This window comes from Caulobacter sp. GW821-FHT10A06, assembly GCF_059415805.1.
Window position 1 is genome coordinate 370,660 of the sequence record NZ_JBWKNY010000004.1, and the last position, 21,589, is coordinate 392,248.

Consider the following 21,589-nt stretch of genomic DNA (forward strand, 5'->3'; position numbering starts at 1 on the left):
CTCCGAAAGGTGGGCGGACCCTTAATAGCGAATTCAGACTTCGTTCATTTACGGAGACACGGTGTCGCAGGTCGCGAGGATTCATCCGCTAGGGACAGCGCGCGCTGTTCAGATTCTTCTCTTCGGCGAAGCTTCGCGTCACGCCATAGCGGCGGCGACGCTCGTCGAGTTGTTCTGGATCCTCGATCGGCAGCGGTTCCCACACGCCCTTTGACTTGCAGGCGCCCTGGAAACCGAAGCGCAGCGGCTTGCCGGCCTGGGCCGCCCAGCGGTCGTACATGTAGGGGAAGAAGCCGCGATCGCTCTCGCCGGCTTCGACCAGCGGTTCGAGCAGGGCGATCATCTCGCCCTTGAAGGCGACGTCCGCGTCGGCGTGCTGAACGATCAACTGGGCGGCCTTGTCGGCCTCGGCGCCGTCACGGCTGATCGTGAACCAGCCGCGCCGCGCGATGACGGGTTTCAGCCAGGCGCGGCTCTGTATATCGGCATTGGTCGCATCGACGGCGACCATGGCTCGGTAGAGGCGCATCGCCAGGGGCGAGATGCCGGCGTTGACCAGTCCGGGGCGCAGGCCGTCCCGCGCGGCCTGTTCGACGGCGACGATGCGGAAAAGCTCCGCGACCGTCGGGTCCGTGGCCTTTCGCGCATTGGCCAGTTGAGCGGTCGCCGCCGGAAAGCCACCGACGGGCGAGACGCCCGTTGCCATCAGCACCTTTATCGCCGAGACACGCCGCGCATTGGCGTCCCGCGCTTGCCGGCAGGCCTCCCGCCAGGCCCCCTCCGAAATCGTGACCTTCTCACGCGCGATCGCGGCCCAGTCCGCATAGGCCTTGTCCACGCCCAGGCAGGCGGTGATCTCGGCCGGCGACACGGTCAGGGCCGCAGCGGCCGCGATGATGGCGAGCAAAGAAAAAACCCCCGAAACGCCGAGCGCTCCGGGGGATCATTCTAGATCATCTGACGATTGTAAATCGCGATCAGCCCAGCTTCTCTTCGATCAGCGCGATCGTCCGGTCGATGCCGAAGATCGCCGCGAACGAGCCGAAGCGCGGGCCCTGGCTCTGGCCGAGGAGAACCTCGTACAGGGCCTGGAACCAGGCGCGCAGCGGGTCGAAGCCGTGGGTCTTGCCGACTTCGAAGACCTCGTTCTGGATCAGCTCGGCGTCCGGGGCGTCGGCCGGCATGGCCTTCAGCTTGGCCAGCAGGTCCAGCATCGCGGCGCGCTCCTGGTCGGTCGGGGCGCGGAAGGTCTTGGTCGGTTTGACGAAGTCCTCGTAGTAGTTGATCGCGTAGCCGGCCAGGCGGTCCAGCAGCGGCTGGGTCTCCGGCGAGGCGCCCGGGATGTAGCGCGACAGGAAGCCCCAGAGGATTTCCTTGGTCGAGGCGTCGGCGGCCGACACCAGGTTCAGCATCAGGCTGAACGACACCGGCGAGCCGTTCTGCGGCGGACGGCCGGCGTGGATGTGCCAGACCGGGTTGTCCAGCTGCTTGGCCGGCTCCTGGCGCTGATAGGCGTCCAGCTGCTGCAGATATTCGTCCGTCGCCTTGGGGATGACGTCGAAATAGAGCTTCTTGGCCGACTTGGGGCTCTGGAACATGTAGTACGACAGGCTCTCCGGCGCGCCGTAGCGCAGCCAGTCCTCCATCGACAGACCATTGCCCTTGGACTTGGAGATCTTCTGGTTGTTCTCGTCCAGGAAGAGTTCGTAGTTGAAGCCTTCGGGCGGCACGCCGCCGAGCGCCTTGCAGATCGCGCCCGAGGCCTTGACCGAGTCGATCAGGTCCTTGCCCGACATCTCGTAGTCGACGCCCAGCGCCGTCCAGCGCATGGCCCAGTCGGGCTTCCACTGCATCTTCACGTGGCCGCCGGTGACCGGGACCTCGACCTTGGAGCCGTCCTCGTCCTCGAAGACGATCGTGCCCTTCTCGACATTGCGCTCCAGGGTCGGCACCTGCAGCACCTTGCCAGTGGTGGGGCTGACCGGGAGGAACGGCGAATAGGTGGCGCGGCGCTCTTCGCCCAGGGTCGGCAGCATGACCTTCTGGATGGCGTCGAAGCGCTCCAGGGCGGTCAGCAGGGTCGTGTCGAACAGGCCAGACTTGTAGCACTCGGTCGACGAGACGAACTCGTACTCGAAGCCGAAGCCGTCCAGGAACGCGCGCAGGCGGGCGTTGTTGTGGGCGCCGAAGCTGTCGTGGGTGCCGAACGGGTCGCGGACGACCGTCAGCGGCTTGCCCAGGTCCTCGATCAGCGGCTGCTTGTTCTCGATGTTGTCGGGAACCTTGCGCAGGCCGTCCATGTCGTCGCTGAAGGCGATCAGGCGGGTCGGGATGTGGTCGTCGACCAGCGCGCGGAAGGCCTGGCGCACCATGGTGGTGCGCGCGACTTCGCCGAACGTGCCCAGGTGCGGCAGTCCCGACGGACCATAGCCGGTCTCGAAGATCACAGCCTTGGCCAGGGCTGGATAGGCTTTCACCGCCTCGTCGGCCTTGCCGGCGTCGATCAGGGCCTTGGCGGCTTCCTGGTCGGCGCGGTCGGGAAGACGCACGCGCAGGACGCGGGCGATGGTGGCGCGCGCCTGCTCGAACGGCCAGGAGCGGGCTTCGCGGGCGAGGGGGGAGAGGCCTTCAAACATGCGGGGCGTATAAACGCTGGAGCGTCAGAGGGCTACCCCGCGAGAGCCCCCGCCACGACCTCGCGCGCCTCGGCTTGCACCTGCTTCAGGTGATCCGGGCCCAGGAAAGACTCCGCATAGACCTTGTAGACGTCCTCGGTGCCGGACGGCCGGGCGGCGAACCAGGCGTTCTGGGTGCAGACCTTCAGGCCGCCGATCGCCTCGCCGTTGCCGGGGGCGTTGGTGAGGATGGCGGTGATGTCTTCGCCGGCCAGGGTCTTGGCGGTGACGTCGCTGGGGCTGAGCTTACCCAGGCGGGCTTTCTCCTCGCGCGTCGCGGGGGCGTCGACGCGGGCATAGGCCGGGGCGTCGTACTTGGCGGTCAGGTCGGCATAGAGCTGGCTGGCGCTCTGGCCGGTCCTGGCCTGGATCTCGGCGGCCAGCAAAGCCAGCTGCAGGCCGTCCTTGTCGGTGGTCCACACCGAGCCGTCGTGGCGCAGGAAGGCCGCGCCGGCCGACTCCTCGCCGCCGAAACCGACCGAACCGTCCAGCAAACCCGGCACGAAATATTTGAAGCCGACCGGCACTTCGAGCAGGCGGCGGCCCAGGCCGGCGACCACGCGGTCGATCATCGACGACGAGACCAGGGTCTTGCCGACCGCGACATCGGCGCCCCAACCCGGACGGTGGGTGAACAGGTACGCGATCGCCGCGGCCAGGTAGTGGTTGGGGTTCATCAGCCCGCCGTCGGGCGTGACGATGCCGTGGCGGTCGGCGTCGGCGTCGTTGCCGGTGGCCACATCGTAGGCCGCGCCGCCCTTCATGATCTCAATCAGATTGGCCATGGCCGAGCTCGACGAGCAGTCCATGCGGATCTTGCCGTCGGTGTCGAGCGGCATGAACGCCCAGCGCGGATCGACCGCCTGGTTGACCACGGTCAGGTTCAGCTTGTGGCGCTCGGCGATCGCGCCCCAGTAGGCGACGGCCGCGCCGCCCAGCGGGTCGGCGCCGATGCGCACCCCGGCCGCGCGGATGGTCTCGATGTCGATGACGCTGGGCAGGTCGTCGACATAACGGCCCAGGAAGTCGTAGCGGCTCGCGGCCTTCAGCGCCTCGTCGACGCTCACGCGCTTCACACCGGCCAGGTTCTGGGCGAGCAGTTCATTGGCGCGGGCGGCGATGGCCGAGGTCGCGCCGCTGTCGGCGGGGCCGCCGGACGGAGGATTGTACTTGATGCCGCCGTCGCGGGGCGGGTTGTGCGAGGGCGTCAGCAGCAGGCCGTCGGCCTGCGCGGTGTTCTCGCGATTGAAGGTCAGGATGGCGTGCGACACCGCCGGCGTCGGCGTGTAGCCGTCTTGGGCGTCGATCAGCGCCGTGACGCCGTTGCCGGCCAGCACTTCCAGCACCGAGCGGAAAGACGGCTCGGACAGGCCATGGGTGTCGCGGCCGACGAAGATCGGGCCGGTGACGCCTTGGGCCGCGCGCTGCTCGACCACGGCCTGGGTCACGGCCAGGATGTGGTTCTCGTTGAACCCACCGTCCAGGCTGGAGCCGCGATGGCCCGAGGTGCCGAACACGACCTTCTGGGCCGGGTTCGAAACGTCCGGCTTGGTCTCGTAATAGGCGCCGATCAGCGCATCCAGGTCGATCAGATCCTCGGGGAGAGCCCGAAGGCCGGCGCGGCTGTGCATCAAGACACCTGGGTAATGTTCGTCGTCGGAGCGCAACGGGTAAATCCCCTAGTCGGGTTCCGTGTCGATTTCATCAAGTATCTCAGCGATCGGGCGACAGCGTTCGCCGGAGAACTTTTTTCGCGCGCGGGCTGCGGCTGAAGCGCGCGGGCGGCGTCTACTCGACAGTACAACGTGGAATATTCGCCAGAAAATTGTAACTTGGAGGCGAATTCCAGCGGCCAACACGACGCATAAGGGCGACGCGAAGTGACCTACGAGACCACCGAAGGACGCCGCACCAGCGCGGTCGATACTCACGTCGGCGAGCGGGTTCGCATGCGGCGCAAGCTGCTCGGCGTCAGCCAGGACCAACTGGCCGACAATCTGGGCCTGACGTTCCAGCAGGTGCAGAAATACGAGCGCGGCGCCAACCGGATCAGCGCCAGCAAGCTGTTCCGCATCGCCGAGATCCTCAATGTCGACGTCGCCTACTTCTTCGACGGCCTGCCGGACCCGATCGAGGGCAGCGGGCCCGACGGAACCACCCTGCGCGTCCAGGAGGTCATGCAGACCTTCCTGCAGACCTCGGAAGGCGTCGAGCTGGCCGAGATCTTCCCGCGCATCGCCAGCGGCCGTGTCCGGCGCCAGATCCTGGACCTGGTCCGAACCATGGCCGCCGAAGAAGACAAGTAGCTAGAAGGCCTCGCTGACGATCGCGCCGTCCGGCAGCAGGGCGGCGCGCTTTAGGCCGCTTGAGGCGAAGGGCATGGCGATATTGCCCTCGCGGTCCACCGCGATCAGGCCGCCGTGTCCGCCCAGGTCGGCGACGCCCTGAATGGCCGCTTGAGCCGCCGCTTCCAGGCTCTCGCCGCCGAACCGCACCCGGTGGGCGATCTGGGCCGCGACGGCGGTGCGGATGAAATACTCGCCCTGACCCGTGCACGAGACGGCCGCGTGGCCGTCGGCCCAGGCGCCGGCGCCGATGATCGGACTGTCGCCCACGCGGCCCGGCCGCTTGCCGAACACGCCGGCGGTCGAGGTGGCGGCGGCCAGCCGGCCCTCCGCGTCACGAACCACGCAGCCGACCGTACCGACGGGCAGGGCGTCCGGCGGGTGGTTGTCCTCGAAGGCCCCGGCGTGGGTGAACCAGCTGGCCGGATCCTCGACGGTCTCCAGCCCCTGGTCGCGGGCGAAGTCGATCGCGCCCTGGCCGGCCAGCATGACGTGCGGGGTTGCTTCCATCACCGCGCGGGCGGCCAGGATCGGGCTCTTGAAGCCTTGCAGGGCGGCTACCGAGCCGGCGCGCAGGGTCGAACCGCACATCAGGCTGGCGTCCAGCTCATATTCGCCCTCGGCGTTGGGCGAGGCGCCCTTGCCGGCGATGTAGAGGCCGCTGGCCTCCAGCCCGACCACGGTCTCGACGGCGACGTCCAGGGCGTCGGCCCCGGCGGCCAGCCGATCGCGGGCGGCTTCGACCAGGCCGCGCATGTGGGCGATCTCGACACTGTAGTCATGGCCGCGCTTGGCGCCGGCGCCGCCGTGCAGGGCGAGACTAAAACGTTTGTTTGACATTCTGCTTCCTTGGTCGAACGCCCTGCGCTAGCGTCCGCGCGTCATAACCAAGAACCGCGGGAGAGGCGATCATGAAGGCAGTGCTCAGCAAGGACGTCGGCGGTCCCGAGACCCTGGTGCTGGAGGAGCTGCCCGATCCCGTCGCCGGTCCCGGACAGGTGCTGATCGACGTCAAGGCGTGCGGGGTGAACTATCCCGACGTCCTGATCATCGAGGACAAGTACCAGTTCAAGCCGCCGCGCCCGTTCGCGCCGGGCGGCGAGGTGTCGGGCGTGATCTCGGCCGTCGGCGAGAGCGTCACCCGCTTCAAGGTCGGCGACCGCGTCCTGGCCTCGACCGGCTGGGGCGGCTACGCCGAGAAACTGGCGCTGGAAGAGCAGCGCTGCACGCTCATCCCCGACAACATGCCCTTCGACGAGGCCGCAGCCTTCGTCCTGACCTATGGCACCTCGTACTATGCCCTGAAGGACCGGGGACACGTTAAGCTTGGCGAGACTCTACTCATTTTGGGTGCGGCCGGCGGCGTCGGCCTGGCGGCCGTCGAGCTGGGCAAGGCGATGGGGGTGCGCGTTATCGCCGCAGCCTCCAGCCAGGAGAAGATCGATCTGGCCATCAAGCACGGCGCCGACAGCGGCGTCGTCTATCCGCAAGGCCCGTTCGACAAGGACGGTCAGAAGGCTCTGGCCAACCTGATCAAGGACGCCTGCGGCCCCAATGGCTGGGACGTCGCCTACGACGCGGTGGGCGGCGATTACTCCGAAGCCACCATCCGCGCGGCGGGCTGGAACGGCCGTTTCCTGGTCATCGGTTTCCCGTCGGGGATTCCGAAAATCCCGTTGAATCTCACGCTGTTGAAGTCGTGCGACATCGTCGGCGTGTTCTGGGGCGCGGCGGTGGCGCGCGATCCCAAGGGTCACGCCCAGAACCTCCGCGAGCTGATGGATCTGTACGCCGCCGGCAAGATCAAGCCGTACGTCTCCGAGCGCTTCCCGCTGGCCCGCGCCGGCGAGGCGATCGCCCACCTCTCCAGCCGCAAGGCGATGGGCAAGGTGGTGATCACGGTTGACTAGAATGGTTACCGGCGATCGTGGTTAAATCCCGCTAAGTATCCTTTTTAGCAAAGGAAAAACGACAACTCCGCAATGTGTCTCCTCGAGACTAGGAGACTCTGCGGAGATGTACGTCCCACAAGAGCAGAGCGTCGCCAACGAAGCGGCGCCCGCCGCATCGCGGCGCCCCTACCGGCTGACGCGGCGCCCGGAAGAGCGCGTCCGCGTGCTGGGCGGGACCATGGACCTGGTGCGCCCGGAGGAAGTGTTCCACTTCGTCACGGGCAAGCTGGAAGCGCGTCAAAGCGCCATCGTCGCCAACCACAATCTCCACAGCCTGTACCTGATCGGCAAGGACCACCAGATCGGTGAGTTCTACAAGGAAGCCGACCTGATCGAGGTCGACAGCGTGCCGCTGATCTTCTGGGCGCGCCTGGTGGGCCGCGCCAGCCGGCGCTTCCACCGCTGCACCTATCTGGACTGGCGCGACGACTTCTGGTCGCTTGCCGTCGAGAAGAACTGGAAGGTCTTTTTCGTGGGCGGGGCGCCGGGCGTGGCCGACCAGGCCATCACGCGCATCCACGAGGATTACCCGACCGCCCAGATCGCCAGCCATCACGGCTATTTCGACGTGACCCAGGGCTCGGCGGAGAACACCGCGGTGGTCGACGCCATCAAGGCTTATCAGCCGGACATCGTCCTGGTCGGCATGGGCATGCCGCGCCAGGAGGTCTGGACCCTGGAAAACCACAAGGCCTATGGCCCGGCGGTGACCTTCACCGTGGGCGGGGCTTTCGACTATGAGGCCGGCGTCCAGCTGGCGGCTCCGCGATGGATGGGGCCGATGGGCATGGAATGGCTGTTCCGGCTGATGAACGATCCCCAGCGACTGTTCTCGCGCTATTGCGTCGAGCCCTGGTCGCTGGTCGGACCGGCCTGTCGCGACGTGACAAGGGCGCTGTCACGACGTCTGACGGAAGGCGACCCGCGAGCGGCTGAGGCCGCCCGCTGGGAGCAAATGCGCGCACGTAACGAGGCGGCGCGCTAAGATGACTATTCTGGTGGGGGCCGCATGCGGCGAGGTCGTGGAAATCACGGCCTGGAATAGGGGGCACGGGTTCTAATGGGCCTGGATATTAGGGTAATGACGCTGGAGGCCAAGGAGCGCTCCGGCTTTACGCACCGCGCCGTGGCGGGCGCGGGTCTGGTGGGGCTGGGCCTGGCCTGGGCGGTGCTTCTGGTGCCGTGCATGCTGTGGCTGGCCGTCAGCCATCTGGGACGTTGTCTGGAACCGTTGACGCGCCGACCGGCCTGACCCCGGTCGGCGAGATACTTCTAGCCAACGACTGTTTGCTCCGCGAATATGATCATTGATCACTGACCCACGAAGAGGTCAGGGACGCGGAGGGAATTTCCATGGTCGGACGTCTGGACGGCAAGGTCGCCGTCGTCACCGGAGGCTGCTCGGGCATCGGGCTCGGCGCGGTCGAGCTATATGTGGCCGAGGGGGCGTGCGTGATCGCCGCCGACCTGCAGGCCGAGAAGGGCGAGATGCTGGAAAAGCGTTTCCCCGACAAGGTTCGCTTCTCGCGCTGCGACGTCACGTCGGAAGACGACCTGACCAAGACCATGGCGCTCGCGGAGAGCAGCTTCGGCGGCCTCGACATCCTGTTCAACAACGCCGGCCACGGCGGCACGCCCGCCTCGGTGCCGGAGCTGACGGTCGAGGGCTGGGACAAGACCTTCGCCCTTTTGGTGCGCGGTCCGGCCATCGGCATGAAGCACGCCCTGCCGCTGATGCTGAAGCGCGGCGGCGGCTCGATCATCAACACCGCCTCGATCGCCGGCCTGCAGGCGGGCTTCGGACCGCTGGCCTATTCGGCGGCCAAGGCGGCGGTGATCCACATGAGCCGGTGCGCGGCGGCCGAGCTGTCGCCGCTGAAGATCCGGGTCAACGCCATCTGCCCGGGCCTGATCGCCACCTCGATCTTCGGGGCCTCGATGGGCCTGCCGCGCGAGGTCGCCGACCAGATGGCCGCCCAGATCGCCTCGATCGGTCCCAAGATCCAGCCGATCCCCAAGTCGGGCCTGCCCGAGGACATCGCCGCGGCCGCCCTCTACCTGGCCAGCGACGACTCCAAGTTCGTCACGGGGACCCACATCGTCGTCGACGGCGGCATCACGGTCGGTCCGCGTTCGGCCTGGGACAAGAACACGCCCTCGCCGATCCTGGCGGCCATGGGCATCACGCCCGAACAGGCCGAGGCGATGCGCGCCCAGCTGGTCGCCGCCGGCGCGGCGGGGTGACCCTCACGCCCAACCTGCGCGGCGCGCTGTGGATGCTGGCCTCGGCGGTCGGCTTCACGGCGATGACCACCCTGATCAAGTTCCTGGGGCCCGGCTACCCGGCCGCGCTGCAGACCTTCTACCGGCAGCTGGCGGGGGTGATCGTGCTGCTGCCGCTGATGGCGCGCGACTGGAAGGCGGCGTTCCGGACGACGCGGCCGGGGATCCTGGTCTTCCGCTCCAGCGCCGGGGTTCTAGCCCTGATCATGGGTTTCTACGCCTATCAGAAGCTACCCCTGGCCGACGCCAACGCCCTGTCGTTCACGCGGACGCTGTGGCTGGTCCCGCTGGCCGCCTTCGTGCTGCGCGAGCCGATCGGGCCGTTGCGGATCGGCGCTGCGCTGGTCGGGTTCCTGGGCGTGCTGATCATGCTGCGGCCTGGTTCCGGAGGCATGGGCGCCTGGATCGGCTGGCCGCAGGCCTGCGCCCTGGCCTCGGCCTTCCTGTTCGCCCTGACCATCACCGGCATGAAGGTGATGACCCGCGACCACAGTCCGTTCGTGCTCTTGGTCTACGCCGCCGTGCTGGGCCTGGTCTTCGCCATCCCGCCGGCCCTGTTCGTGTGGAAGTGGCCGACCTGGCCCGACCTTGGGCTGCTGGCCGCCATGGGCGTGATCGGCACCTTCACCCAGGGGGCCTACATCAAGGGCATGGAGGCGGGCGAAGCGGCGGTCATGGCCCCGATCGACTATACGCGGCTGGTGTTCGCGGTGGGCGCGGGCTTCCTGCTGTTCCACGAGGTTCCCAAGCCGGCGGTGCTCATCGGCGCGGTGGTCGTGGTCGCCTCGACCCTGTTCATCTCCTGGCGCGAGCACCAGGCGGCCAAGCAGGCGATGGCTCAGCCCGCGTAGGCGCGCCGCCACGCGACGAAGCGCGCCAGCCCCTCGGCCAGCTTGACCTTGGGCTTGTAGCCACACAGAGCGTGGATCTTGTCGATATTGGCGAAGGTGGCCGGCACGTCGCCCGGCTGCATCGGCAGGAAGATCTTCTGGGCCTCGATCCCCAGGGCGCTCTCCAGCGTGGTGATCATCTCCATCAGCCCGACCGGGTCGTTGTCGCCGATGTTGTAGACCTCGTGCCCGCCTTCGCCCGGCGGATGATCCAGCACGCCCAGGATGCCGTCGACGATGTCGTCGATGAAGGTGAAGTCGCGCGCCATCTGGCCCTCGCCATAGACGTCGATCGGCTCGCCCTTCAGCATCTTCTCGGTGAAGCCATAATAGGCCATGTCCGGCCGGCCCCAGGGACCGTAGACGGTGAAGAACCGCAGGCCCGACTGCGGGAAGCCGTACAGCGTCGCATAGCTCTGGCTCAGCATCTCGCACGAGCGCTTGGTGGCGGCGTACAGCGAGACGGGCTCGTTGGCCGGGTCGGTTTCGCGGAAGCCGTCACCGTTCAGCGGCCGGTCGCCATAGACGCTGGACGAGCTGGCATAGACCAGGTGCTCGACCCCGGCGTGGCGGCAGGCCTCCAGCACCGACAGGTGGCCGGCCAGGTTCGACCGCTCATAGGCGAACGGGTTCTCGATCGAGTAGCGGACCCCGGCCTGGGCGGCCAGGTGGATCACCTGCCTGGCGCCTGAACCCTTCACCAGCTCGGCGAAGGCCTCGTGCTCGGCGATGTCCAGGCGGACCATCGTGAAGCCGTCGCGGCCTTCCAGCCGGGCGGCGCGGGCGGCCTTCAGGGCAGGGTCGTAGTAGTCGTTGAAGACATCGACCCCGATCACCGCCGCGCCGCGATCCAGCAGGCGTTCGGCCACGTGCATGCCGATGAAGCCCGCCGCGCCCGTGACGATGATCGGGGTCGTCATGCCCTTAGCCTCGCCCGATCGAGGCGTAGGTGAAGCCGTGGCGGACCATCTCGGCCGGCTTGTAGACGTTGCGCAGGTCGACAACCGTCGGCGACGTCATCAAGAGCTTCAGGCGGTCCAGGTCCAGGGCCCGGAACTGGTCCCACTCGGTGATGATCACCAGCGCGTCGGCGCCCTCGGCGGCCTCATAGGCCCCCGACTTGAAGTCGACGCCCTTGAGCATGTGGGCGGCTTCCTTAGCGCCTTCCGGATCGAAGGCCTGGACCTTGGCGCCGAGGGCCTGCAGGGCCGGGACGATGTCGAGGCTGGGGGCGTCGCGCATGTCGTCGGTGTTGGGCTTGAAGGTCAGGCCCAGCACGCCGATCGTCTTGCCGGTCAGGTCGTCCGAGCCGATGGCCTTGGCGACCTTGCCGGCCATGGCTTTCTTGCGGGCGTCGTTGACCTCGACCGTGGTCTCGATCAGCCGCGTGGGCGCGCCGTAGTCCTGGGCGGTCTTGACGAGCGCGATGGTGTCCTTCGGGAAGCACGAGCCGCCGTAGCCGGGACCAGCGTTCAGGAACTTGCCGCCGATCCGCTTGTCGAGACCGATGCCCTTGGCGACTTGCTGGACGTCCGCGCCGACCGCTTCACAGAGATCGGCCATCTCGTTGATGAAGGTGATCTTCATGGCGAGGAAGGCGTTGGCGGCGTACTTGATCAGCTCGCTGGTGCGACGGCCGGTGAAGACCAGTGGGGTCTCGTTCAGCGACAGCGGACGGTAGAGGTCCCGCATCACCGCCTGGCCACGCTCGTCGTCCGTGCCGACCACAACGCGGTCGGGACGCTTGAAGTCCTCGATCGCCGCGCCTTCACGCAGGAATTCGGGGTTGGAGACCACGGCGAACTGGGCGTTCGGATTGGCCTTCTTGATGATGGCTTCGACCTCGTCGCCGGTGCCGACCGGCACGGTCGACTTGGTGACGATCACCGTGAAGCCGTCGATCAAGCCGGCGATCTCTTCGGCGGCGGCGTAGACGTAGGACAGGTCCGCGTGGCCGTCGCCGCGACGGGTGGGCGTGCCGACGGCGATGAACACCGCGTCGGCGTCCTTGATCGCCTGGGCGCCTTCCAGGGTGAAGGACAGGCGGCCTTCACGCACGTTGCGCGCCACCAGGTCTTCCAGGCCCGGTTCGAAGATCGGGATCTCACCGCGTTCCAGGCGCTCGATCTTGCTGGGGTCCTTGTCGATGCACGTCACCACGTGACCGAAGTCGGCGAAACACGCCCCCGACACCAGGCCCACATAACCCGTGCCAATCATCGCTACGCGCATCGAAGCATCCCGATCCGAAATGAGCGTCGCGATCCGCAACGCTTCCGCCTAATCCGTCAATCACGGCGCCGAGGCAAGCCGTGCGGTCAAAACGCTGACAGTGGTGACATCTTGATGACCTCCCGTTAGCACGGACAGTCTTGGCGCAAGGATCTTGGATGCAGACCGTTCTGGTGACCGGCGGGGCCGGCTATGTCGGTTCTCACGTCTGCCTGGCCCTGGCCCAGGCGGGGTTCAAGCCCGTCGTGTTCGACGACCTGTCGAACGGCCACCGCGAGCACGTCCAGTGGGGGCCGCTCGAGATCGGCGACATCCGCGACGCCGCCCGTCTGGACGCGGTGTTCGCCGCCCACCAGCCCGTCGCCGTCCTGCACTTCGCCGCTCGCATCGAGGTTGGCGAGTCGGTGAAGAACCCCGGGACCTTCTTCGACGTCAATGTCGGCGGGACCATCACTCTGATCGAGGCCGCGCGCCGGGCCGGCGTCAACGCCTTGGTGTTCTCCTCGACCTGCGCCACCTTCGGCGAGCCGGTGCGCATGCCGATGGACGAGACCCATCCGCAGGCCCCGCTGAACCCCTATGGCCGCAGCAAGCTGATGGTCGAGCAGGCCCTGGCCGACTACGACCGCTATGTCGGCTTCCGCAACACGGTGCTGCGTTACTTCAACGCCGCCGGCGCCGACCCCGAAGGCCGCATCGGCGAGTGGCATGAGCCCGAGACCCACGCCATTCCGCTGGCCCTGCAGGTCGCCCTGGGCCAGCGCTCGCACTTCACGATCTTCGGCGAGGACTATGACACCCCCGACGGCACGGCGGTGCGCGACTATGTCCACGTTCTGGACCTGGCCGACGCCCATGTCTCGGCGCTGAAGCGGCTGCTGGCCGGTGGGAGCTCGACGTCGTTCAACCTGGGCAGCGGCGAGGGGACCTCGGTGCGCCAGCTGGTCGATGGCGTCGGCCGGGCCGTGGGCGCGCCGCTGAAGGTCGAGCTTGCGCCGCGCCGAACGGGTGACGCGCCGATGCTGGTCGCCGACAACGCCCGCGCCCGCGCTGAACTGGGCTGGACCCCCTCGCGCAACCTGGACGCCATCCTGTCCAGCGCCTGGCGCTGGCATCGGGCTCAAGCGGTTCTCTAAGAAGAAAATTGCCGCGATAACCCGCCGCACTGGGCGTTATGCCGCGATCCTCCCTGGGGAAACGCTTTATTTGCAACTCTCGCTGTAGCTCTGAGGGGATGTGACCCTCGGGGGGCCGTGCGTGCTCAAGTTTCTGACCTGCCTGACGACGGAGCATGACCTGCGCCTGGTGGTTGTCGCCGGCCTGGTCTGTATCGCCGGCTGCTTCACGACCTTCCGTCTGTATTCGCGGATGCGCGGCGCCCGGGGCGTCGTGCGCGCCGCCTGGCTGCTGCTGACCGGCCTGGTCGCCGGCTCCAGCGTCTGGGCCACCCACTTCATCGCCATGGTCGCCTACACGCCCGGTCTGAAGACCGGCTACAGCCCGACCGGCACCCTTCTCTCGCTGATGATCGCGGCCCTGTTCATGGCCAGCGGCTTCGCCGTCGCCTCGGCCCAGCGCTCGACCACCAACGACTTCGCCGGCGGCGTCCTGCTGGGCCTGGGCGTCGCGGCCATGCACTACACCGGCATGTCGGCCTTCGTGACCCAGGGCCACCTGGTCTGGGAACACGCCACGGTCGGCTTCTCGGCGATCCTCGGGGTCGCCGGCGCGACCGGCGCCCTGGTCATCGGCGGCAACGCCCGAACCGTGAAGCAGCAGGCGCTGGGCGGCGGTCTGCTGTGCCTGGGCATCGTGGCCCTGCACTTCACCGGCATGTCGGCCATCACCATCCTGCCGGACGCCAGCGTCGTGGTGCCTGAGCAACTGCTGTCGGGCTTTGTCCTGACCCTGGCCGTCGGCTCGATCACCAGCATGATCATCCTGGGCGGCCTGGGCGCCGTCGCCATCGAATCCCAGACCTCGCGCTCGGCTCTCGAGCGCATCCGCCGCCTGGCCAACGCCGCCTATGAAGGCCTGGTCGTGGTCCAGTCGGGCAAGATCAACGACGCCAACGCTGCCTTCTGCGAGCTGGTCGGCGCTGAGCTGCCGGAGCTGGTCGGCCGTCCGCTGACCGGCGTCCTGACCTTCGACGACAAGACCACCGACCGCGAAGGCGTCCGCCGCGAGGGCAAGATCCAGCCGTTCGCCGGCCGCGAGATCCCGGTCGAGGTGTTCTCGCGCCTGATGGACGACGGCGCGCGCATCGAGACCTCGGGCCTGACCGTCCTGGCCGTCCGCGACCTGCGCGAGCGGCGCGCGGCCGAGGAGAAGATCCGTTACCTGGCCGAACACGACGGCTTGACCGGCCTGCCCAACCGCAACTCGCTGCAAGCCCGCCTGGCCGCCGCCGTCGAGCGTGTCGAGGCCTCGGGCGAGAGCCTGTCGGTGATCTGCATCGACCTGGACCACTTCAAGGAAGCCAACGACCAGCACGGCCACGTGGCCGGCGACCTGATCCTGGTCGAGACCGCCCGCCGCCTGCAGTCGGCGGTGCAGGCCCCGTCCTTCGCCGCGCGCCTGGGCGGCGACGAGTTCATCGTCGTGCAGGTGGCCGGCGGCGACCAGCCGACCGCGGCCGCCGAACTGTCGGGCCGCCTGATCGAGATGCTGTCGGTTCCGGTGGCGTTCGAAGGCCAGGAGCTGGCCCTCGGTTCGAGCCTGGGCGTCAGCCTGTTCCCGGACGATGGCCGTACGGCCGAGGCCCTGATGGCCAATGCCGACATGGCCCTGTACCGCGCCAAGGAAAGCGGCCGCGGCGTCTATCGGTTCTTCAAGCGCGAGATGGACGACAGCATCCGCGAGCGCCGCAGCCTGGCTCGCGACCTGCGTCAAGGCATCGCCGACGAGGAGCTGGTGGTCCACTACCAGCCGCTGGCCCGGGCCACCGACGGTGAGGTCTGCGGCTTCGAAGCCCTGGTCCGCTGGCAGCACCCGACGCGCGGCATGATCCCGCCACTGGAATTCATCCCGGTCGCCGAGGAAAACGGCCTGATCGGTCCGCTGGGCGACTGGGTCCTGCGCCGCGCCTGCGCCGACGCCGCCACCTGGGAAAAGCCGCTGCGCATCGCGGTGAACCTGTCGCCGATCCAGCTGCACAATCCCGCCTTGCCCAGCCTGGTGCACGAGGTGCTGATCACCACCGGCCTGTCGCCCGCGCGGCTGGAGCTGGAGATCACGGAAAGCGCTCTCTTCAAGGACTATCAGCGCGCGCTGGACAATCTGCGCCGCCTGAAGGCCCTGGGCGTGCGGATCGCCATGGACGACTTCGGCACCGGCTTCTCGTCGCTGTCGACCCTGCAGTCGTTCCCGTTCGACAAGATCAAGATCGACAAGAGCTTCGTCGAGAACATCCATCGCCACGACCGCGCCACCGTCATCGTGCGCGCCGTGCTGGGCCTGGGCCGCAGCCTGGAGATCCCCGTGGTGGCCGAGGGCGTCGAGACCGCGGAGCAGATCCAGTTCCTGCGCGGTGAGAACTGCACCGAGCTGCAAGGCTACGCCATCGGTCGCCCGACCCCGGTCGACTCGCTGATGGCCTGGACCATGGCCAGCGCCGAACCGTCGGCCGCTGTGCTGGGCATCGACCCGGAACAGCAAGCCGCAGATCAAGTCCAAGACCAGGCCAAGCGTTCGGCCTGATCGGTTGCGCCGGTCCGCAACTCCGTATTCCATGACGCGTTAGGCGAAAGCCAAGCGGGGCCGTAAGACCCTGCGTAGTCATGGACGGGGACGTATCGCGTGCTGGGACGAACGGTCATCAAGTTCGTGACGGCGGCCGACCGGCGCGAGTTGCGCTACGGCTTGGCGATCCTGGCGGTGCTGCTGGCCCTGGCCGCGCGGTTCGCCGCGGTGGTGCTCACCGGCGTTCCGCTGTTTTTCCCGACCTTTTTCGTCGCCGTCATGGTCGCGGCCATGGTCGGCGGCTTGGGCCCCGGGTTCCTGGCCGTGGGTCTTGGCGCCGGCATCGCCTGGCGGTTCTGGATGGCGCCCGACGGCGGATGGGCGCTGGAGACGCGCGAGAGCGTCCAGCTGGTCATGTTCGTGTTGTGCGGCGGCCTGATGGTCCTCCTGGTCGAGGCCATGCGCGTGGCCGTGCGCTCGGGCCTTTCCGCCGAGGAGCGTTTCCGCTCGGCCCAGGAGGTGTCGCTGGACGCCTTCGTGATCCTGGAGCCGGTGCGCGAGGCGGGCAAGGTCGTCGATTTCCGCTGGATCTACGCCAATCCGATGGCCGACTCGATGCGGCCGACGGGGGTCTCCACTCTGCTGGGCCGCCGCGCCCTGGATGTGTTTCCTGACGAGACCGGCCGCGACATGGTTGCGCGCTTCAAGCGCCTCTTGGCCAGCGGCGGGCCGGACGACATCGACGTGCGGCGGGTGATCGACGGCGAGGAGCGCTGGATCCGCTCCAGCGGCGTGCGGCTGGGTGGCGACCTGGCGGTGACCTTCCGCGACGTGACCCAGGAGCGGCGGGCCTCGGCGGCCCTGCGCAGCAGCGAGGAACTGTTCCGGGGCGTGGCCAATTCGGCGCCGGTGCTGATCTGGGCGACCTCGGCGCGGGGACAGGCCGACTGGTTCAACCAGGCCTGGCTGAACTTCCGGGGGCGGACCCTGGAGCAGGAGCTGGGCACGGGCTGGTTCAGCGGCGTGCATCCCGAAGACCAGCAGGCGGGTCTCGAGGCGGCCGACGCGGCCGCGGCCCAGCGTGAGCCATTCAATGTCGCCTTCCGGCTCCAGCGCGCCGACGGGGCCTGGCGCTGGATCAACAGCGTCGGCGCGCCGCGCTTCGACGAGGCCGGTGATTATCGCGGCTATATCGGCAGCTGCTTCGACTTCACCGAGACGGTCGAGGCCCGCAAGGACCTGGAGGACCGCGTCGCCCGGCGCACCGCCGCTCTGCAGGCCAGCATGGCCGAGACCGCTCACGCCCAGGCCGCCCTGGCCCAGGCTCAGCGGCTGGAGACTGTGGGCCGGCTGACCGGCGGGGTGGCGCACGACTTCAACAATCTGCTGACCGTCATCGTCGGCGGCCTGGACATGATCCTGCGCCGGCCTGACGACATCGCGCGGGTGCAGCGCCTGGCTGAAGCGGCCCTGGCGGCCGGCCAGCGGGGCGAGCGGCTGACGCGGCAGCTCTTGGCCTTCTCGCGGAACCAGGAGCTGAAGCTGGAGGTCGTCGACATCGGCGCCCTGCTGGACCAGGCCGAGCCGCTGCTGCGCCGGGCGGTGGGCGAGGCCATGGCCCTGACCATCCGCCATGAGGCGGGCATGGCCAGTTCTCGCGTCGACGCCGCCCAGTTCGAGGCGGCGCTGCTGAACCTGGTGGTCAACGCCGCCGACGCCACCTCGGACGGCGGCGCGATCAGCATCGTCGTCGAGCCCGCAGCCTTGGCCGAGGGCCAGGTCGCCGACACGGCGCCGGGCGACTATGTCCGCGTCGCGGTCAGCGACACCGGCGCGGGTATGCCGCCCGACGTGTTGGCCCGAGTGTTCGAGCCGTTCTTCACGACCAAGGAGGTCGGCAAGGGCACCGGCCTGGGCCTGGCCCAGGTCTACGGCTTCCTACGCCAGTGCGGCGGCGGGGTGGCCATCGACAGCGCCCTTGGCCGCGGCACGACGGTCTCGCTGTACCTGCCCGCCACCGACGAGGCGGTGACGCCGCTGCCCGTGGCGCGGTCGCCGTCGCGCGACAGCCTGAAGGGCGTGCGGGTGCTGCTGGTCGAGGACGACGCGGCGGTGCGCGAGATCGCCGGCGGCCTGTTGCGCGACCTGGGCTGCGCGGTGACCACCGCCGAGAACGGGGCCTCGGCCCTGGAGGCGTTGGAGGAGGGCGTGGTCTTCGACCTGTTGATGTCCGACATCGTCATGCCGGGCGGGATCAGCGGCGTCGATCTAGCCCGCTCGGCCTCGGCCCATCGGCCGGACATGGCGGTGCTGCTGACCACCGGTTATGCCGGCGACCGCATGGACGTGGCGCCCGCCGACCTGCCGTGGCCGGTGCTGCGCAAGCCGTTCCAGGTGGAGCAGCTGGCCGACATCGCCTCGGCTCTGCTGGCCGCCCGCGAGGTTCCTCCGAAGAAGAAACCCCGCAAGCGCCGGACTAGCGCCGCCGCCGGCTCGTAGAGCCGCCGAGCAGTCCTCCCAGCAGGCCGCGCATCAGCTCGCGTCCGGCCGTCGAGGCGACGGTGCGCACCAGGGTGGTGGCGAAGGCCTCGGTCATGGTCTGGCGGTTGGAGGCGCGGGGGCGGCTGGCGCGCTCGCGCTGGGCTTCCTCGCGTTCGCGGATCTTGGCCTCGGCGGCTTCGCGCTTGTCGTCCTCGGCCTGTTCGCGGGCTTCGTCGGCCTGGCGCTGGGCCTGCTGGGCGCGGCCCTGCAGGATCTCGTAGGCGGAGTCGCGATCCTGGAGGGTGTCGTAGACCCCGGCGACCGGGCTCTTGGCCTTCAGCGCCGTGCGCTCCTCGGGCGTCAACGGACCCAGGCGCGAGGCCGGCGGACGGATCAGGGTCTTCTGCACGACCTTGGGCGCGCCCTTCTCGTCCAGGGTCGAGACCAGGGCCTCGCCGACGCCCAGGGCCTGGATGGTCTCGGCGGTGTCGAAAGCCGGGTTGGTCCGGAACGACTGGGCGGCGGCCTTCAGGCCCTTCTGGTCGGCGGGGGTATAGGCGCGCAGGGCGTGCTGCACGCGGGCGCCCAGCTGGCCCAGCACGGCGTCGGGAATGTCGGCCGGGTTCTGGGTGACGAAATAGATGCCCACGCCCTTGGAGCGGATCAGGCGCACGACCTGCTCGATCTTCTCCAGCAGGGGCTTGGGCGCGTCGTTGAACAGCAGGTGGGCCTCGTCGAAGAAGAAGACCAGCTTGGGCTTCTCCGGATCGCCCACCTCGGGCAGCACCTCGAACAGCTCCGACAGCAGCCACAGCAGGAAGGTCGAATAGAGCTTGGGCGACTGGATCAGGCGATCGGCGGCCAGCAGGCTGACATAGCCCCGGCCCGCCGCGTCGGTGCGCATGATGTCCGACAGGTCCAGCGCCGGCTCGCCGAAGAAGTGCTCGGCGCCTTGCGTCTGAAGCGTCAGCAGCTTGCGCTGGATGGCGCCCACCGTGGCGGGCGCGACATTGCCGTATTGCGTGCCGATCTCGTCGGCGTGGTCGGCCACATATTTCAGCGCGGCTTGCAGGTCCTTCAGGTCCAGCAGCAAGAGGCCGTCCTGGTCGGCGACGTGGAAGACGATGGTCAGCACGCCCTCCTGCACGTCGTTCAGTTCCAGCAGGCGCGAGAGCAGCAGCGGGCCCATCTCGGAGATGGTCGTGCGGATCGGGTGACCCTTCTGGCCGAACAGGTCCCAGAACATCACCGGCGGCGCGGCGGGCGACAGAGCCAGATCCATCGAGGCCGCGCGGGCCAGCATCTTCTCGTTCGGGGTCCCGGCCATGGCCACGCCCGACAGGTCGCCCTTCACGTCGGCGGCGAAGACCGGCACGCCGGCGTCCGAGAACGCCTGGGCCAGCACTTGCAGCGTGACCGTCTTGCCGGTGCCCGTCGCGCCGGCCACCACGCCGTGGCGGTTGGAGCGGTCGAGCCTTTGCGTCACGGGACCTTCGCCCAATCCGACCAAGATCTCGTTTTCGCCAATCGACAGCGGCATGACCAAACTCCGTGGAACGCGTTGATGACCCTAACCGGGGCCTTGCGCGTCGCCAATCGGCGCGGGCAATGTCGGGCTCGCTTCTGGAGATATTTTACAAATGACGGCCACCGACCCGCCCCGCGCTCCGCCGCCGGTTACGACGCGCAACGCGGTGGTCTTCCTGGCCGTGATCGCCGCCGGGGCGACGCTGAAGTGGATGCAGGACATCCTGACGCCCCTGGCCCTGGCCCTGTTCCTGGCGGTGATGATCGACAGCTTCGCTCGGGTGCTGACCCTGCGCGCCCCCGGCTTCCCGAAGAAGCTGGCCCTGCCGACGGCGGTGGTGCTGTCGCTGCTGCTGTTCGGGGTCTCGATCTGGATCGTGGTCGACAACGGCAAGGCGTTCTTCGACCACTCCTCGGAATATGTCGCCAGCCTCAACGCCATCATCGCCAAGTTCGCGCCGGTGGTGGCGCACTGGGCGCCGGGGTTGGAGCTGAAGGTCGCGCCGACCATCGGCGATGTGGTCAAGCAGCTGAACCCGCAGCGCTACTTCGGCGACGTGGCCCAGTCGTTCAACAGCTTCGCCACCAGCGCGGTGCTGGTGCTGATCTATCTCGGCTTCATCCTGGCCTCACGCAAAGGCTTTGGCCGAAAGATCGTCGCACTCTTCCCGCACCATGCCGAGCGCGAGCAGAACATGACCATGTTCCAGCGCATCCGCGACGGGGTGGAGCAGTACCTGTGGATCCAGACGGTCACCGGCCTGATGATCGCCGTCGCCGCCTGGGTGGTGATGATGCTGGTCCGGCTGGACAACGCCTTCTTCTGGGCGTTCCTGATCTTCCTGGCCGCCTATATCCCGATCCTGGGCGGAGCGATCGGCTGCTTCCTGCCGCCGCTGTTCGCCCTGGTCCAGTTCCCCGACAGCCTGTGGCCGGCGATCATCCTGTTCGCGGCGCTGCAGGGGATCTTCTTCGTGGTTGGCAACGTGATCTATCCGCGCATGCAGGGCGACAGCCTGAACATGGACCCGACGGTGGTGCTGCTGTCCCTTGCGGTCTGGGGCGCGCTGTGGGGCGTGCCGGGCATGTTCCTGTCCACGCCGCTAACCGTGGCGGCCATGGTCATCCTGGCCCAGTTCGAGGGCTCGCGCTGGATCGCGATCCTGCTGTCCGAGGACGGCGATCCCCAGGGCGACCGGACGCTGTCGGGCAAGGGTCATGGACCCGCGTCGGACAAGCCGGCCAAGAGGCCTTCTGCCAGCAAGAAGCATCCTTAAGGGTCGAAGAAATGCAGGCGCCCCTTACACTGCGAATTGCGGCTCCTATCTATGCCTTGTCCGGCTCCCCCCACCCGGACAAACCGCAGATCGCGGCAGGCAAGGCCGCCGCCATCTTAGCGGAAAACGCCCGCTTCCCCCCAAGCGGGCCCGCGCCGCCCGCTTTACCCCCAGCCGGCGCCGCTTCCGTTTCCGGCCCGGTGTGGCACGGCACGGATTCTTTCCTATTTCGGACTTACGGGTTGA

17 protein-coding genes are annotated in these 21,589 nt (G+C 68.2%); 10 read left to right on the forward strand and 7 right to left on the reverse strand.

Annotated features, from left to right (window positions below):
* Nucleotides 1–88 precede the first annotated feature (88 nt).
* The 3 genes from AC07NF_RS13300 to pgm all read right to left on the reverse strand — a co-directional run bounded on the left by AC07NF_RS13300 (nucleotide 89) and on the right by pgm (nucleotide 4,309).
* Nucleotides 89–907 carry a DUF6624 domain-containing protein gene (locus AC07NF_RS13300; protein WP_494626519.1) on the reverse strand — a complete coding sequence of 273 codons (819 nt, stop codon included), beginning with the start codon at nucleotides 905–907 and terminating at the stop codon, nucleotides 89–91.
* A gap of 70 nt (nucleotides 908–977) precedes the next feature.
* A complete protein-coding gene (locus AC07NF_RS13305; protein ID WP_494626521.1) occupies nucleotides 978–2,636 on the reverse strand; it encodes a lysine--tRNA ligase in 1,659 nt (552 codons plus the stop codon).
* A gap of 32 nt (nucleotides 2,637–2,668) precedes the next feature.
* Complete coding sequence (gene pgm, locus AC07NF_RS13310) at nucleotides 2,669–4,309, reverse strand: phosphoglucomutase (alpha-D-glucose-1,6-bisphosphate-dependent) (RefSeq protein ID WP_494626523.1); 1,641 nt, start codon at nucleotides 4,307–4,309, stop codon at nucleotides 2,669–2,671.
* 246 nt (nucleotides 4,310–4,555) lie between these two features.
* Here pgm and AC07NF_RS13315 point away from each other — a divergent pair, with 246 nt between their 5' ends.
* Complete coding sequence (locus AC07NF_RS13315; protein ID WP_492815894.1) at nucleotides 4,556–4,981, forward strand: helix-turn-helix domain-containing protein; 426 nt, start codon at nucleotides 4,556–4,558, stop codon at nucleotides 4,979–4,981.
* On the opposite strand, the gene AC07NF_RS13320 is transcribed toward AC07NF_RS13315, so the two are convergent.
* Nucleotides 4,982–5,860, reverse strand: coding sequence for an isoaspartyl peptidase/L-asparaginase family protein (locus AC07NF_RS13320; RefSeq protein ID WP_494626527.1), 879 nt, complete (start codon nucleotides 5,858–5,860; stop codon nucleotides 4,982–4,984).
* Nucleotides 5,861–5,931: 71 nt separating this feature from the next.
* Here AC07NF_RS13320 and AC07NF_RS13325 point away from each other — a divergent pair, with 71 nt between their 5' ends.
* From AC07NF_RS13325 to AC07NF_RS13345, 5 genes are all read left to right on the forward strand, one after another.
* On the forward strand, nucleotides 5,932–6,930 hold the full coding sequence (locus AC07NF_RS13325; RefSeq protein ID WP_494626529.1) for an NADPH:quinone oxidoreductase family protein: 999 nt from the start codon (nucleotides 5,932–5,934) through the stop codon (nucleotides 6,928–6,930).
* Nucleotides 6,931–7,036: 106 nt separating this feature from the next.
* Nucleotides 7,037–7,957, forward strand: coding sequence for a WecB/TagA/CpsF family glycosyltransferase (locus AC07NF_RS13330; RefSeq protein ID WP_492815891.1), 921 nt, complete (start codon nucleotides 7,037–7,039; stop codon nucleotides 7,955–7,957).
* 75 nt (nucleotides 7,958–8,032) lie between these two features.
* Nucleotides 8,033–8,224 carry a hypothetical protein gene (locus AC07NF_RS13335; RefSeq protein WP_494626531.1) on the forward strand — a complete coding sequence of 64 codons (192 nt, stop codon included), beginning with the start codon at nucleotides 8,033–8,035 and terminating at the stop codon, nucleotides 8,222–8,224.
* A gap of 101 nt (nucleotides 8,225–8,325) precedes the next feature.
* A complete protein-coding gene (locus AC07NF_RS13340) occupies nucleotides 8,326–9,216 on the forward strand; it encodes an SDR family NAD(P)-dependent oxidoreductase (protein ID WP_494626534.1) in 891 nt (296 codons plus the stop codon).
* The gene (locus AC07NF_RS13345; protein WP_494626536.1) at nucleotides 9,213–10,106 is read left to right on the forward strand and encodes a DMT family transporter; all 894 of its coding nucleotides are present in this window, start codon (nucleotides 9,213–9,215) and stop codon (nucleotides 10,104–10,106) included. The genes AC07NF_RS13340 and AC07NF_RS13345 overlap by 4 nt, the downstream gene beginning before the upstream one ends.
* Here the strand turns inward: AC07NF_RS13345 and AC07NF_RS13350 are convergent.
* Complete coding sequence (locus AC07NF_RS13350; RefSeq protein WP_494626538.1) at nucleotides 10,094–11,065, reverse strand: NAD-dependent epimerase/dehydratase family protein; 972 nt, start codon at nucleotides 11,063–11,065, stop codon at nucleotides 10,094–10,096. The genes AC07NF_RS13345 and AC07NF_RS13350 overlap by 13 nt on opposite strands.
* A 4-nt stretch (nucleotides 11,066–11,069) precedes the next feature.
* A complete protein-coding gene (locus AC07NF_RS13355) occupies nucleotides 11,070–12,377 on the reverse strand; it encodes a UDP-glucose dehydrogenase family protein (protein WP_494626540.1) in 1,308 nt (435 codons plus the stop codon).
* A 158-nt stretch (nucleotides 12,378–12,535) separates the two neighbouring features.
* Between AC07NF_RS13355 and galE the strand changes: the two genes are divergently transcribed.
* The 3 genes from galE to AC07NF_RS13370 all read left to right on the forward strand — a co-directional run bounded on the left by galE (nucleotide 12,536) and on the right by AC07NF_RS13370 (nucleotide 18,557).
* Nucleotides 12,536–13,513 (forward strand): UDP-glucose 4-epimerase GalE, encoded by a 978-nt coding sequence (gene galE / locus AC07NF_RS13360; protein WP_494626542.1) that lies wholly within the window; start codon nucleotides 12,536–12,538, stop codon nucleotides 13,511–13,513.
* Nucleotides 13,514–13,613: 100 nt separating this feature from the next.
* Complete coding sequence (locus tag AC07NF_RS13365) at nucleotides 13,614–16,076, forward strand: bifunctional diguanylate cyclase/phosphodiesterase (protein ID WP_494626544.1); 2,463 nt, start codon at nucleotides 13,614–13,616, stop codon at nucleotides 16,074–16,076.
* Nucleotides 16,077–16,175: 99 nt separating this feature from the next.
* Nucleotides 16,176–18,557, forward strand: coding sequence for an ATP-binding protein (locus AC07NF_RS13370; protein ID WP_494626547.1), 2,382 nt, complete (start codon nucleotides 16,176–16,178; stop codon nucleotides 18,555–18,557).
* On the opposite strand, the gene AC07NF_RS13375 is transcribed toward AC07NF_RS13370, so the two are convergent.
* Complete coding sequence (locus tag AC07NF_RS13375; protein WP_494626549.1) at nucleotides 18,535–20,079, reverse strand: helicase HerA-like C-terminal domain-containing protein; 1,545 nt, start codon at nucleotides 20,077–20,079, stop codon at nucleotides 18,535–18,537. The genes AC07NF_RS13370 and AC07NF_RS13375 overlap by 23 nt on opposite strands.
* A gap of 100 nt (nucleotides 20,080–20,179) precedes the next feature.
* On the opposite strand from AC07NF_RS13375, the gene AC07NF_RS13380 reads away from it, so the two are divergent.
* Nucleotides 20,180–21,343 carry an AI-2E family transporter gene (locus AC07NF_RS13380; protein ID WP_494626551.1) on the forward strand — a complete coding sequence of 388 codons (1,164 nt, stop codon included), beginning with the start codon at nucleotides 20,180–20,182 and terminating at the stop codon, nucleotides 21,341–21,343.
* Nucleotides 21,344–21,589 lie beyond the last annotated feature (246 nt).